Annotated in this window: 12 protein-coding genes and 1 tRNA gene; 9 read left to right on the top strand and 4 right to left on the bottom strand. The window is 73.2% G+C overall.

What is annotated here, in order from left to right; all coding sequences use genetic code 11:
• The first annotated feature begins 4 nt into the window (after positions 1-4).
• Complete coding sequence (locus OG715_RS14995; protein ID WP_266269262.1) at positions 5-910, top strand: HAD family hydrolase; 906 nt, start codon at positions 5-7, stop codon at positions 908-910.
• Positions 911-917: 7 nt separating this feature from the next.
• On the opposite strand, the gene OG715_RS14990 is transcribed toward OG715_RS14995, so the two are convergent.
• Together OG715_RS14990 and OG715_RS14985 are read right to left on the bottom strand one after the other, a co-directional pair.
• Entirely contained in the window at positions 918-1,145 is a 228-nt protein-coding gene (locus OG715_RS14990; protein ID WP_266269260.1) for an FmdB family zinc ribbon protein, read from the bottom strand.
• Positions 1,146-1,216: 71 nt separating this feature from the next.
• The gene (locus tag OG715_RS14985; protein ID WP_266269259.1) at positions 1,217-2,536 is read right to left on the bottom strand and encodes a hypothetical protein; all 1,320 of its coding nucleotides are present in this window, start codon (positions 2,534-2,536) and stop codon (positions 1,217-1,219) included.
• Between the two features lie 226 nt (positions 2,537-2,762).
• Here OG715_RS14985 and OG715_RS14980 point away from each other — a divergent pair.
• Positions 2,763-2,834, top strand: a tRNA-Val gene (locus tag OG715_RS14980).
• An 89-nt stretch (positions 2,835-2,923) separates the two neighbouring features.
• Here the strand turns inward: OG715_RS14980 and OG715_RS14975 are convergent.
• Positions 2,924-3,856 carry a nuclease-related domain-containing protein gene (locus tag OG715_RS14975; RefSeq protein WP_266269257.1) on the bottom strand — a complete coding sequence of 311 codons (933 nt, stop codon included), beginning with the start codon at positions 3,854-3,856 and terminating at the stop codon, positions 2,924-2,926.
• Positions 3,857-4,017: 161 nt separating this feature from the next.
• Between OG715_RS14975 and OG715_RS14970 the strand changes: the two genes are divergently transcribed.
• A complete protein-coding gene (locus tag OG715_RS14970) occupies positions 4,018-4,344 on the top strand; it encodes an MmcQ/YjbR family DNA-binding protein (RefSeq protein WP_327064146.1) in 327 nt (108 codons plus the stop codon).
• 104 nt (positions 4,345-4,448) lie between these two features.
• Positions 4,449-6,971, top strand: coding sequence for an ATP-dependent Clp protease ATP-binding subunit (locus tag OG715_RS14965; protein ID WP_407661109.1), 2,523 nt, complete (start codon positions 4,449-4,451; stop codon positions 6,969-6,971).
• 69 nt (positions 6,972-7,040) lie between these two features.
• Here OG715_RS14965 and OG715_RS14960 read toward each other — a convergent pair whose 3' ends face one another.
• Entirely contained in the window at positions 7,041-7,922 is an 882-nt protein-coding gene (locus OG715_RS14960) for a metallophosphoesterase family protein (RefSeq protein WP_266269254.1), read from the bottom strand.
• Between the two features lie 166 nt (positions 7,923-8,088).
• On the opposite strand from OG715_RS14960, the gene OG715_RS14955 reads away from it, so the two are divergent.
• The 5 genes from OG715_RS14955 (at position 8,089) to OG715_RS14935 (ending at position 13,936) form a co-directional block, all read left to right on the top strand.
• Positions 8,089-8,958 carry a S1 family peptidase gene (locus OG715_RS14955; RefSeq protein ID WP_266269252.1) on the top strand — a complete coding sequence of 290 codons (870 nt, stop codon included), beginning with the start codon at positions 8,089-8,091 and terminating at the stop codon, positions 8,956-8,958.
• Positions 8,959-9,112: 154 nt separating this feature from the next.
• Complete coding sequence (locus tag OG715_RS14950) at positions 9,113-10,585, top strand: S28 family serine protease (RefSeq protein WP_266269251.1); 1,473 nt, start codon at positions 9,113-9,115, stop codon at positions 10,583-10,585.
• A gap of 195 nt (positions 10,586-10,780) precedes the next feature.
• Positions 10,781-11,410 carry a TetR/AcrR family transcriptional regulator gene (locus OG715_RS14945; protein ID WP_266269250.1) on the top strand — a complete coding sequence of 210 codons (630 nt, stop codon included), beginning with the start codon at positions 10,781-10,783 and terminating at the stop codon, positions 11,408-11,410.
• Positions 11,394-13,031, top strand: coding sequence for an acyl-CoA dehydrogenase family protein (locus OG715_RS14940; protein ID WP_266269249.1), 1,638 nt, complete (start codon positions 11,394-11,396; stop codon positions 13,029-13,031). Before OG715_RS14945 ends, OG715_RS14940 begins: the two co-directional genes overlap by 17 nt.
• Positions 13,028-13,936 carry an amidohydrolase family protein gene (locus OG715_RS14935; protein ID WP_266269248.1) on the top strand — a complete coding sequence of 303 codons (909 nt, stop codon included), beginning with the start codon at positions 13,028-13,030 and terminating at the stop codon, positions 13,934-13,936. Before OG715_RS14940 ends, OG715_RS14935 begins: the two co-directional genes overlap by 4 nt.
• The last annotated feature ends 3 nt before the right edge of the window (positions 13,937-13,939 follow it).

Here is a 13,939-nt window from a genome sequence, read left to right as displayed (position 1 = left end):
CCCGATGAGTGGTCACGCCCGCCCGGACGGCGGCTCCGCCGCCGCACCGCGCTTCGTCGTCGCGAGCGACCTCGACCGCACCCTGATCTACTCCAACCGGGCCCTCGCCCTGGACGTGCCGGACCGGCTCGCGCCGCGCCTGCTCTCCGTCGAGGTGCACGACGGCAAGGCGCTGTCCTTCATGACCGAGGAGGCCGCCGCGCTGCTCGTCGAACTCGCCCGCGAGGCTGTGCTCGTCCCCGCCACCACCCGCACCCGGGCCCAGTATGAGCGGGTCAACCTGCCCGGCCCGACGCCCGGTTGGGTGCCGCCCTACGCGATCTGCGCCAACGGCGGCCGGCTGCTCGTCGACGGCGTGCCGGACGAGGACTGGCAGACCGAGATGGCCGGCCGGCTGGCCGAGGGGGCGGCGCCGCTCGCGGAGGTGGTCGACCACCTGGCCCTCTGCGCCGACCCCGAGTGGACCCACAAGCGGCGGGTCGCCGACGAGCTGTTCGCCTACCTGGTCGTCGAGCGCGCCGAACTGCCGACGGGCTGGATCGCCGAACTCACCGGCTGGTGCGCCGAACGCGGCTGGAGCGTCTCGCTCCAGGGCCGCAAGGTGTACGCGGTGCCGGGGCCGCTCAGCAAGAGCGCGGCGCTGGCGGAGGTCGTCCGGCGGGTCGGCCCGTCCACGGTGCTGTCCGCCGGCGACTCGCTGCTCGACGCCGACCTGCTGCTCGCCGCCGACGCCGCCTGGCGCCCCGGCCACGGCGAACTGGCCGACACCGGCTGGACGGCGCCCGGGGTCACCGCCCTCGACGAGATCGGCGTCGCGGCGGGCGAGGAGATCGCCCGCCGCTTCCTGGCCCGGGTCCGGGGCGAGGCGGGGGCTCCCGTCCCGGCTCCGGCCCCGGCTCTCGGCGCCTAGATTTCCGTCAGCCGCAGCAGCCGCCGCCGCAGCACCCCCCGCCGCCACCGGCCGACGGGGCCTGCTGCGGCGCGGCGCCGCCGGAGGCCGCACCGGTCACGGCGACGGCCGACAGCAGCTTCACGGTGTCCGGGTGCCCCTGCGGGCAGACGGCGGGGTCGTTGGCCTGCGCCATCGCGCGGCGGAGCTCGAACGTGGCGCCGCAGGAGCGGCAGCGGAAGTCATAACGAGGCATACCCGCCAGCGTATCCGGGCCACCGGCACCCGCTCCCGCTTCCGCTCCACCTTCCGCAGCTACTTCTGTCCCTACTTCTGTCCGCCGAGCTCGCCGCGGATCAGCTCCACCACGTGGGCCGCCGACTCCCGCACCGCCGTCAACTCGGTCAGGAACCGCCAGTAGTCCGGGTGGCGCCCGGCCGCCTCCAGCTCGGCCACCGCGCGGTCCAGCCGGGCCACCGCCGCGTCCAACGGCGCGGCGTGCCGCGGATCCGGCGCGTGCCGCCCGGCCATCGCCAGCCGCTGGGCGTCCCGCAGCGCGAACCGGGCCCGCTCGACCTCCTTGTTCGGGTCGATCTGCACCTCGTTCAGCTGCCGCAGCCGCTCGTTCACCGCGACCACCGACCCGTCCGCCGTCTCCAGCAGCGCGCGCACCGTCCCCAGCGCGCCCGTGGCATCCGCCCACCGCTGCTCGTCCCGGGCCCGCGCCGCCTCGGCCAACTTGGCCTCGGCGGCCCGCCCGGCCTCCGCCACCTGGTCCGGCACCCGCTGGAGGTCCTGCCAGCACGCGGCCGTGAACCGCCGGCGCAACTCGCTCAGCGCCGGCGGCACCGTGCCGGCCTTGGTCTCCAGCGCCTGGATCCTGGTCCGCAGACTGGCCACCCGACGGTCGATCTCCCGGGCCCGCTCCGGCAGGTGCCCGACCTCCGCCGCGATCGCCTCCGCACGCTCCTTCACCCGCTCGGCGCGCTCCAGCGTCTCCGGCACCCCGTGCCGGGCCACCCCCTCGTTCAGCCGCCCCAGCTCCGGCGCCAGCTCGGCCAGCCGCGCCGCCGGCCCGTCCGCCCGCAACCCGGCGCCGCGCGCCGCGTCCAGCGCGTTGCTGGCGTCCAGCAGCGCCCGCTTGGCCTGCTCCACCGCCGGTGCCACCCGCATCAGCTGCGACTCGGCCCGCTCCAGCGTCGGCTGCAACTTGCGCAGGAAGTCGTTCAGCTCCGACAGCGCCGAACCGAGCTGGCCCTTCACGTCGTCCAGCTGGTGCTTGGCCCGCGCGGCCGCACCGGACTCCAGCTCCTCCGCGTCCAGGTCGTGCGCGTCCAGGGCGGACAGATAGTTCACGGTCACCTGGTCGACCCGGCCCGAGATCGCCTCGAAGTCCGCGACCGCCCGCCGGGCTGTCGCACTGTCCCCGACGGACCGCACCGTCTCCACCGCCAGCCGCACCTCGCGCTGGGTCGAGTCCACGTCGTAGAACGCCTGCTGCGCCGCGTCCCTGGCCGCCCGGGCGTCCGCCCGCATGCCGTCACCGCCGCGCCGCCCCCACCAGCCCCCGCCGGCCCCGAACGACGCCGCCCCCGCGGCCCCCAACGCCCCCGCGACCACCACCGGCAGCACCAGCGCCTCGGCCACCGCGCTCCCCGGCCCCCGCCGTCGCCCCCGCCCGCCTCCGCCGGCCACCCTCACTGCGCGCTCCCTGGTTCCCGACCGCTGGTCCACCACCCATTCTTCCCGATCACCCCCCGGACCCGGCACCCCACCCGCCCCACCGCCCCACCACCTGCACCACACCACCCCCCGGACCAGGTACCCTAGGCACTCGTCGTGCGCCCCGGCCCCCCGGGACCCGCCCGACCGGGGGCGCGTAGCTCAGTGGTAGAGCGCTGCTCTTACAAAGCAGATGTCGGCGGTTCGAAACCGTCCGCGCCCACAGCGGAGAAGGGCCAGTTCGGAGGCGGCGTCCTCCCGAACTGGCCCTTGATCGGTTTTGGGGGTCCTGTTCGCTTCTGGCCGGGTGGCTCAGCCGGGGCGGCGGCCGAATTGGGTCCAGGTGCTTCGGCGGCGTGCGATGTTGAAGACGGCTGCGGCGCGGTGGGCTTCGAGAAGCGGGGGGCGGGAGGCCAGGACGGCCGCGATCCGGGTGCCGTCGATCACATCGACGGCGGGGGTTCCCTTGTGGGTCAGGGTGCGGGCGCCCACGACGGCGATCACCGGGTGCACCGGGATCGCGAGGCCGCACCAGTGGTGCAGGAGTTCTGCGGTTCTGCTGCCTTCGAGGCTGGACTTCTCGATGTACGGGTAGCTGTTGCGGTTGACGGTGATCCGCTTGTCGCCGACCCAGACCGTGGCGTCGGGGTGGTGCTTGGTGTTCACCGTGAAGACCCCGGGCGGGCCGATCACCACGTGGTCGATGTCCGCACCGGTCGGGAGCGGGACGGCGTGCAGTACGTACCAGCCGTGGGCGCGCAGGTTGTCGAGCAGCCCGCCGACGAACCTTTCCCCGTCGAGGCCCTTGCTCAGCTCGGAGCGGGTGAGGTCGTCGCCGGAGAGCTTGGCCGCCACGCGGACCAGCCACGTCCGCTTGCTCTGATCGGCCTGGATCATGCCTCGGACACCTTCTCCGGGGCGGTTCGAGGCGAGGTCGTCGTCGACCGTGAGCGGCGGCAGAGCGGGCAGCACTGTCGGCGGGGAGGTGGGGCGAGGCGGTACGGGTGGCGGGACGTGGGGTGACGTCCGGTGGAGCACGGTCAGGGGTGGGATCGCTCGACCGCAGGTCCGGCACCACTCCCTGACCTTGTCGAGCGCCGACGATTCATGGGCGGCGTCGGTGATCGTGACGACCCCGGTCAGACAGTCCAGCCACGCGACCGCCTCGCCGCGGGGGCCGGCCAGATTGACGTACAGCCGATCCTTGCCCGCCCGCCGCCACGGTTTGACCGTCAGTTCCGCCACGTTGCCCCCTCCGCTCCGGCCCTGACACGAGATCAGCACGCGGAGCGCACTCTGACAAGAAGGCCATCGGTCAGGCAGGGTCGGTGGGGCGTACGGTTCCGTGGTCGGCCTGTGGCGTGGGAGGGAAGGGGAAGCGGATGGTGGCGGAGGAGTTGTTCGAGGTGGCTTCGGGGTTGCCGGGGGTGACGGACGACGAGGCGTTCGGGCCGGGGGTGACGGTGTTGAAGGTGGAGGGGAAGGTGTTCGCGGTGCTGGGGGAGGAGCGGGTGACGCTGAAGTGCGAGCCGGGGCTGGCGGTGCACCTGCGGGGGCAGTTCGCGGCGGTGGGGCCCGGGTATCACATGAACAAGCGGCACTGGATCACGGTCGTACTGGATTCGACCGTCCCGGACGAGGAGCTGCGGGAGATGGTGGAGCACTCCTGGGAGCGGGTGGTGGCGGGGATGCCGAAGGCGGCGCGGGAGCGGTTGCTGCTGCAGCGGGGCTGACCCGGCGGCGGGGTCAGTCGGGTGCTGTGGTCGGGAGGCAGGGTGGGGTGGGGTGTGTTTGGGTGGGCGCACGCCCCGCTTGGGAGAGGTGACCTTCCGTGACCATGCCGCCGTTCGGGTCGAACGACCCGTTTTCGGATCTGCTCAGCCGGTTCTTCGGGATGAGCCCGTTGGCCTCGCCGCCCGCGGTGCAGCGGGTGCCGATCGGGCGGTTGTTGAGTGAGTCGGCGCAGGAGTTGTTGGCGGCGGCGGCCCGGCGGGCGGCCGAGGGTGGGGGGAGCGATCTCGACACCGGGCATCTGATGTGGGCGGCCACCCGGGTGGATCCGTCGCGGCGGATGCTGGAACGGGCGGGGGTGGATCCGGACCGGTTGGCGGGGGACCTGGACAAGGCGCTGCCGTCCGGGGCGCAGGTGTCGGGGGAGGAGGGGCGGCCGGCGCTGACGCCGGCGGCCAAGCGGGCGCTGCTGGCGGCGCACGCGCGGTCGCAGGCGGCGGGGGCCTCGTACATCGGGCCGGAGCACATCCTCGGCGCGCTGCTGGAGGAGGAGCGGTCGGGGGCGGGGACAGCGGTGCGCAACGCGGCGCCGTCGCAGGACGCGCTGCGCTCGGTGCTGGACGGGCGGGGTACGGGCCGGGGCGCGGGCGGGGGTACCGGTGGCGGCGGGCAGCCGAGTGCGACGCCGACGCTGGACGAGTACGGGCGCGACCTCACCGAGGAGGCCAGGGCGGGCCGGCTGGACGCGGTCGTCGGCCGGGCCGAGGAGATCGAGCAGACCGTCGAGATCCTGTCCCGCCGGACCAAGAACAACCCGGTGCTGATCGGTGAGCCGGGCGTCGGCAAGACGGCGATCGTGGAGGGGCTGGCACAGCGGATCGTCTCGGGGGACGTGCCGCAGATCCTCAAGGAGAAGCGGGTCGTCACGCTCGACCTCACCGCGCTGGTGGCCGGTTCCAAGTACCGGGGCGAGTTCGAGGAGCGGTTGAAGAACGTGATCGACGAGGTCACGGCGGCCGAGCAGAGCGTGATCCTGTTCCTCGACGAGCTGCACACCGTGGTCGGCGCGGGCGGTGGGGGAGAGGGCTCGATGGACGCGGGCAACATCCTGAAACCGGCCCTGGCCCGGGGTGAGTTGAGCGTGGTCGGCGCGACCACCCTGGACGAGTACCGCCGGTACGTGGAGAAGGACGCCGCGCTGGAGCGCCGCTTCCAGCCGGTGCTGGTGCCCGAGCCGACGGTGGAGGAGACGGTCGAGATCCTCCGGGGCCTGCGCGACGCCTACGAGGCGCACCACCAGGTGCGGTTCACGGACGAGGCGCTGGACGCGGCCGCGACCCTGTCGGACCGCTACGTCAGCGACCGCTTCCTGCCGGACAAGGCGATCGACCTGGTGGACCAGGCGGGCGCGCGGGTGCGGCTGCGCAGCCTGGGCGGTTCCACGGTCGCGATGCCGGTGCGGGACCGGATCACCAAGCTGCGCCGGGAGTTGGAGGAGGCGGTGGCGGACGAGGAGTTCGTCCGGGCCGCCAATCTGAAGACCGAGCTGCGGCAGACCGAGGACGAGCTGGCGGCGGTCGCCGAGGCCCGCGAGGAGGTCGTGGCAGTCACCGCGGACGACATCGCGCAGGTGCTCTCGGGCCGGACCGGCATCCCGGTGGCGGAGCTGAACGCGACCGAGCGGGAGCGGCTGCTCCGGCTGGAGGAGCATCTGCACGAGAAGGTGATCGGGCAGGACCGGGCGGTCACCGCGGTGGCCCAGGCGGTCCGCCGCGGCCGGGCCGGGATGGGCGATCCGGACCGCCCGACCGGCTCCTTCCTGTTCCTCGGCCCGACCGGTGTCGGCAAGACCGAGCTGGCCAAGGCGCTGGCCGCGCTGCTGTTCGGCGACCCGGAGCGGATGATCCGCTTCGACATGAGCGAGTTCCAGGAGAAGCACACTGTCTCCCGGCTGGTCGGCTCCCCGCCCGGGTATGTCGGCTACGACGAGGCCGGCCAGCTCACCGAGGCGGTGCGCCGCAAGCCGTACAGCGTGCTGCTCTTCGACGAGGTGGAGAAGGCCCACCCGGACGTCTTCAACCTGCTGCTCCAGGTGCTGGACGACGGCCGGCTGACGGATTCCCAGGGGCGTACGGTCGACTTCCGCAACACCGTGCTGATCATGACGAGCAACATCGGTTCGCAGCGGATCCTCGATCACGCGGGTGACGTCGACCAGATCCGTGACGACCTGATGCAGGATCTGCGTTCGCAGTTCCGGCCGGAGTTCCTCAACCGGATCGACGAGGTGATCGTCTTCCACGCGCTCACCCGCAAGGACCTGCTGCAGGTGGTGGACCTGCTGCTGGACCGCACCCGGCGCCGGCTGAAGGCCCAGGACGTCGGCCTGGAGGTGACCGACGGGGCCAAGGAACTGCTGGTGAACCTCGGCTACCAGCCGGCGTTCGGGGCCCGGCCGCTGCGCCGCACCATCCAGCAGGAGCTGGACAACCGGATCTCGGACCTGCTGCTGGACGGCACGGTCCGGGAGGGTGACACGCTGGTCGCGGACGTGTCGGACGGGCAGCTGACGGTGACGTTGGCGCGCCCGGAGCCGGAGCAGGGGCAGGGGCAGGGGCAGGGGCAGTAGCCGGAGCAGGGGCAGGAGCCGGTGGTGGGAGGCGAAGGCGAGTAGCGGCCACCACCGGCACGCGGCGCCTCACGCGCCCGGGAACACCTCGCGCAGCAGCGGGTCCGGCAGGCCGCGCCGCCCCCACTCGCGCGGGTAGCCGAGCGACACCTCCTCGAACGGCACCCCGTCGTAGCTGGTCCGCCGGGGGATGTGCAGGTGCCCGTAGATCATCGTGGCGGTGTTGAACCGGCGGTGCCAGTCAGCGGTCAGCTCGGTGCCGCACCACTGGGCGAACTCGGGGTACCAGAGGATCTCGGTGGGATTGCGCACCAGCGGGTAGTGGTTGACCAGGACCAGCGGCAGTTCGGGGTCGTGCTCGACGAGGCGCTTCTCGGTCAGCCGGACGCGCTCGCGGCACCAGGAGTCGCGGTCCGGGTACGGGTCCGGGTGCAGGAAGCGCTCGTCCGCGCAGACCACGCCGGTCTCGTAGGCCGCGGCCAGGGACTCCTCCTTGGTGGAGGTGCCGGGGGCCCGGAAGGTGTAGTCGTAGAGCAGGAACAGCGGGGCGACCGCGACCGGGCCGCCGGCGCCGGTCCACACGGGGTACGGGTCCTCGGGGGTCACCACGCCGAGCTCGCGGCACATCTCCACCAGGTGCTGGTAGCGCTCGACGCCGCGCACCTGGACCGGGTCGTTGGGGTGGGTCCACAGCTCGTGGTTGCCGGGGGCCCAGACGACCTTGGCGAAGCGTTCGGCCAGCAGGCCCAGGGCCCAGCGGATGGTGGTGGTGGACTCGGAAACGTCGCCGGCCACGATCAGCCAGTCGTCGGGCGAACCCGGGCGCAACTGCTCCACCAGGTCACGGTTCTGCTGGTAGGAGACGTGCAGGTCGCTGACCGCGAGCAGTCGGCCCCCGGTCGGTCCGCGTCGCGCGTCGTCCGTGCGGTGGTCGCGGTGCTCGCCGGTCATGTCAGCCCCCCAGATGGTCTTCCTGCCGTCCCGGCCACAGTACCGGGGTCCGGCGGCCGGAACACGGCCCTCTGGTCCGGGGGTCGGTGACAGGACTCTTGACAGTACGTCATGTCCGCGCCAGCTTTGGGGCACCCCCACGCCGAGACACACCGAGAGGTCTCTCATGAAGAAGCCGCTCATAGGCACGGCCGCCGCGCTCCTGTTCGCCGGGGCGACCGCCCTGGCGGGCGCCCCCGCCGCGACCGCGTCCACCGCCACCACCAGCACGAACGTCACGTCGCCGCAGGCCGGGAAGGTCGCCGCCGTCACGTTCGCCGGGACGGTGGCGCTGAGCAACTGCTCCGGCTCGCTGGTCCGGTTCCCCGCCTCGACCGCCAACGACCCGGCCCTGGTGCTCTCCAACGGCCACTGCCTGGAGTCCGGTATGCCCGGCCCCGGCCAGGTGGTCACCAACCAGGCCTCCAGCCGCAGCTTCACCCTGCTCAACGCGAGCGGCGGTTCGCTCGGCACGGTGAAGGCCAGCAAGATGGTCTACGGCACCATGACCGACACCGATGTGTCGATCTACCAGCTGAACACCACGTACGCCGCGATCCAGTCGCGCTACGGCATCGCCCCGCTGACCGTCGCGGCCACCCACCCCGTCCAGGGCAGCTCGATCAAGGTCGTCTCCGGGTACTGGAAGAAGATCTACTCCTGCTCGGCCGACGGCTTCGCCTACCGGCTCAAGGAAGCGGACTGGACCTTCAAGGACTCCCTCCGCTACACCTCCACCTGCAACGTCATCGGCGGCACCTCCGGCTCCCCGGTGGTCGACGCCAACAGCGGGCAGGTCGTCGCGGTGAACAACACCATCAACGAGGACGGCCAGCGCTGCACCCTGAACAACCCGTGCGAGGTGGACCAGAACGGCGCGGTGACCGTCCGCCGGGGCATCGGCTACGCCCAGGAGACGTACATCATCCCCGCCTGTTTCGGCACCGGCAACAAGCTCGACCTCACCAGGGCCGGCTGCACCCTGCCGCGCCCCTGACCGGCACTTTTTCCCCGATGGGCCATCCGCGACCGGCGGGTGGCCCATTCGGCCGTCTACCGGACGGCCGGTCCGTCCGGCGGCGGCGGTGCGCCGACTGCCGGAGAGTTCGGACCAGAACACCGCACAGTTCCGTTGACCCGATGGAGAGTTGATGACCACCACGATCAGAAGGCTGCTGGTAGCCGTTCTGCTGATACCGCTGCTCGGCCTCGGCCTGGCCCCGACGGCGCTCGCCCGGTCCGCCGGGACGACCGGCCCCGAGGGCGTCGCGTCCTCGGTCGCCGACGACCCGTCGGCCGACATCAAGGCGCGGCTGGCCGGGATCCCCGGGATGACCGTCACCGAGGAGCAGCCCACCACCACCGGCCACCGCTACTTCCTGCTCACCTACACCCAGCCGATCGACCACGCCCGCCCCTGGCTGGGCACCTTCCAGCAGCGGCTGAGCGTGCTGCACCGGGGCTACGACCGGCCGACCGTGTTCTACACCAACGGCTACACGCTGCGCACCGCGCCCTCCCGCACCGAGCCGGCCCGGCTGGTCGACGGCAACCAGGTCTCCATCGAGTACCGCTACTTCACGCCGTCCCGCCCCGAGCCCGCCGACTGGAGCAAGGCCGGCATCAAGCAGGCGGCCACCGACGCGCACCGGCTGATCACCGCGCTGAAGCGGATCTACCACCAGGAGTGGCTGTCCACCGGCGCCTCCAAGGGCGGCATGTCCTCCACCTACCACCGGCGCTTCTTCCCGGACGACGTGGCCGGCACCATCGCCTACGTCGCCCCGAACGACGTCGACGAGCGCGAGGACTCCGCGTACAGCCGGTTCTTCCGCAACGTCGGGACCCCGGAGTGCCGGGCCGCGCTGACCGCCACCCAGCGTGAACTGCTGGCCCGCCGCGACCGGCTGGAGCCCCGCTACGCCGCCGACAACGCCGCCGCCGGCTCCACCTTCAGCACGATCGGCAGCGCCGACAAGGCGTACGAGCTGGCCGTGCTGGACTCGGTCTGGGCGTTCTGGCAGTACAGCCTGGCTGCCGACTGCGTGAACGTCCCGGGCGCCGCCGGCACCGACGACGCGCTGTACGCCTGGCTCGACACCCAGTCCGGCATCACCGGCAACAGCGACCAGGCGCTCGCCGGGTACACCGCGTACTACTACCAGGCCGGCACCGAGCTGGGCTCGCCCTCCTTCGACGTCTCGGCCCTCAAGGGCCTGCTGCACTACGACTACAAGGAGCTGTACGCGCCGCGCACCTATGTGCCGCGTTCCATCCCGATGCGCTTCGACCCGTCCGCGATGCGCGACATCGACCGCTGGGTGCGGAACTCGGCCGAGCGGATCATCTACGTCTACGGCCAGAACGACCCGTGGGGCGCCGAGCCGTTCCGTCTCGGGTGGGGCAGCGAGGACAGCTACGTCTACACGGTGCCGGGGGGCAACCACGGCTCCAACATCGCCAAGCTGCCGGCCGACGAGTCGGCGGCGGCCACCGCGAAGGTGCTGGAGTGGGCCGGCCTCGGTACGGACGCCTCGGCCCGCGCGCTGAAGGGGCAGTACCAGGTGCCGCCGATCGGCCCGCTGGACATCGAGGGGCTGAAGCAGGACCGCGTCCGGCTGTAGTCCGGACGTCCGGACGGTTCGGACATCCGGACCGCCCGGACCGCCCGCGTTCGCGGGACCGTACGAAGCGAGGGCCGCCCGCCGGACGGGCGGCCCTCCGCCGTTCCCGGGCCCGCGTCGCCGTTCCCCGGAGCCTTCTGGGCAGGGGGTGCGAGGCACCTCCCCGAAGCAGTGAATCAGTGCTTCAATGCTTCCATGGCCTACCGTCGCACCCCCGCCGTGCAAGCCCGACTGGACGCCCAGCGCGAGGCGGTGCTCCAGGCCGCGGTCGGCCTGCTCGCCGAGCGCGGCTACGGCGGCTGCAGCATGGCCGCGGTGGCCGAACGGGCCGGTATCGCCACCGGCTCGATGTACGGGCACTTCACCAGCAAGGCCGAACTCTCGGTCGAGCTCTTCCGCCGGGTGGTCACCCGGGAGGTGGCCGCCGTGCACGAGGCCGTCGCCCGGCACGACACCCCCCGGGACCGGATCGCGGCCGTCGTGGAGACCTTCGCCGCCCGCGCCCTGCGCGCCCCCCGGCTCGCCCACGCGCTGCTGGTCGAACCGGCCGACACCGTGGTGGACGCCGAGCGCCTGGTCTTCCGCCGCACCTTCCGCGATGTGCTCGCCGCCGAGATCGCCACCGCGCTCGCCGCCGGACGGCTGCCGCCCCAGGACCCGCAGCTGACCGCCGCCGCGATCGTCGGCGCGACCGCCGAGGCCCTCACCGGCCCGCTCGCCGCGGTACCCCCGCACGGCCCCGGGGCCGCCCCCGACGCCGTGGTCCCCGCCCTCGTCTCCTTCACCCTCCGAGCGCTTGGAGAACGCGATGACAGCGACGCATGAGGTCACCAACCAGGCCCCGCCCCCGTACGGGCACGACACCGCCGCCGACCCCGCGCTGCTCGCCGCCCTGCACCGGGCCGGCGCCGGCTGGGCCGAGCCCGAACTGCGCGCCCTCGGCCGGCTGGCCGGCTCCGAGCAGGCCGCCGAGTGGGGGCGGCTGGCCAACGAGCACCCGCCGGTGCTGCGCACCCACGACCGCTTCGGCCACCGGATCGACGAGGTCGAGTTCCACCCGTACTGGCACGAGCTGATGCGCACCGCCGTCGGCCACGGCCTGCACGCCGCCCCCTGGCGGGACGACCGGCCCGGCGCGCACACCGCCCGCGCCGCCAAGTTCCACGTCTGGAGCCAGGTCGAAGCCGGCCACACCTGCCCCGTCTCGATGACCTACGCCGCCGTTCCCGCGCTGCGCACCACGCCCGCGCTGGCCGCCGAGTTCGAACCGCTGCTCGCCGCCACCGAGTACGACTTCGGACTGCGCGAGCCGCACGGCAAGCGCGGACTGATCGCCGGCATGTCGATGACCGAGAAGCAGGGCGGCTCGGACGTCCGCACCAACACCACGACCGCCGTCCCGCGGCCCGACGGGAGCTACCGGCTCACCGGCCACAAGTGGTTCACCTCGGCGCCGATGTCCGACCTCTTCCTCACCCTCGCCCAGGCGCCGGGCGGGCTCAGCTGCTTCCTGCTGCCGCGTGTCCTGCCGGACGGCAGCCGCAACCGGCTCCGCCTCCAGCGGCTCAAGGACAAGCTCGGCAACAAGTCCAACGCCTCCGCGGAGATCGAGTACGAGGAGGCGTACGGCCTGCTGGTCGGCGAGGAGGGCCGCGGGGTGCGGACCATCATCGAGATGGTCAACACGACCCGGCTCGACTGCACCATCGGCGCCGCCGCCGGGATGCGGCTCGGGGCCACCCGGGCGGTCCAGCACGCCCTGCACCGCCGGGCGTTCGGCCGGGCGCTGGTCGACCAGCCGCTGATGCGCAATGTGCTCGCCGACCTCGTGGTGGAGTCCGAGGCGGCCACCACCGTGGCGATGCGGCTCGCCCAGGCCACCGACGCCGCCCTCGCCGGGGACGAGCGGGAGGCGCTGGTCCGCCGGCTCGGCCTGGCCGTCGCCAAGTACTGGGTCTGCAAGCGCGGTCCGGCGCACGCCGCCGAGGCCCTGGAGTGCCTGGGCGGCAACGGCTACGTCGAGGAGTCCGGCATGCCCCGGCTCTACCGCGAGGCGCCGCTGGTCTCGATCTGGGAGGGCTCCGGCAACGTCGCCGCCCTGGACGCGCTGCGCGCCATGGCGAAGCACCCGGAGACCGTCGACGCCCTCCTCGGCGAGCTGGACGCGGCGGCGGGCGCCGACCGCCGGCTGGACGCGGCCGTCGCAGGGCTGCGCAAGCAGCTCACCGACCTCGACCAGCTGGAGTACCGCACCCGCCGGCTGGTGGAGGCGATGGCGCTGGCCTTCCAGGGCTCGCTGCTGGTCCGGTACGGGGACCCGGCGGTAGCCGACGCGTTCTGCGCCTCCCGGCTCGGCGGCGACCACGGCGGCGCGTTCGGGACCCTGCCGCCCGGCCCGGACGTCGCGGCGATCATCGACCGCGCCCGGCCGGTGCCCGCCGCATGACCGGGTCCGACCCGGTGGCCGCTCCCGCCCCCGCCGTCGAGGCGGCCGGGGTGCGCGCCTTCTGGCAGCACCTCGGCCTGCCCGGACTGATCGACGTCCACACACACTTCATGCCGAAGAACGTGCTCGACAAGGTGTGGGCGTACTTCGACGCGGCCGGTCCGCTGACCGGCCGCCCCTGGCCGATCGCCTACCGCGAGGCGGAGGAGCAACGGGTCGCCAGGCTGCGGGAGTTCGGCGTCCGGGCGTTCACCGCGATGCTCTACCCGCACAGGCCGGGGATGGCCGAGTGGCTGAACGCCTGGGCCTCGGACTTCGCCGCCCGCACCCCCGACTGCCTGCACACCGCGACCTTCCACCCCGAGCCCGGCGCGCCCGGCTACGTGGCCCGGGCGCTCGCCGACGGCGCCCGGGTGTTCAAGGCGCACCTCCAGGTCGGCGGCTACGACCCGGCGGACCACCTGCTCGACGAGGTCTGGGGACTGCTCGCGGAGAGCGGCACACCGGTGGTCACCCACTGCGGCTCCGGGCCCGTCCCGGGCAAGCACACCGGCCCCGGCCCGATCGGTGCGGTGCTCGCCCGGCACCCCCGGCTGGTCCTGGTGGTGGCCCACCTCGGCCTGCCCGAGTACACCGACTTCCTCGACCTGGCCGAGCGGTACCCCGGCGTCCGGCTGGACACCACGATGGCGTTCACCGACTTCTCCGAGCGGGAGACCCCCTTCCCGCCCGCCGAGCTGCCCCGGCTGCGCGCCCTCGGGGAGAAGGTGCTGCTCGGCAGCGACTTCCCCAACATCCCCTACCGGTACGGGCACCAGCTGGACGCGCTGGACCGGCTCGGGCTGGGGGAGGACTGGATGCGGGCCGTGTGCCACGACAACGCGGCCGCTCTGTTCCGCATCTGACGT

Source organism: Kitasatospora purpeofusca (genome assembly GCF_036010405.1).
Classification (GTDB): Bacteria; Actinomycetota; Actinomycetes; order Streptomycetales; family Streptomycetaceae; genus Kitasatospora; species Kitasatospora purpeofusca.
This window is presented reverse-complemented; position numbering and strand designations above follow the sequence as displayed.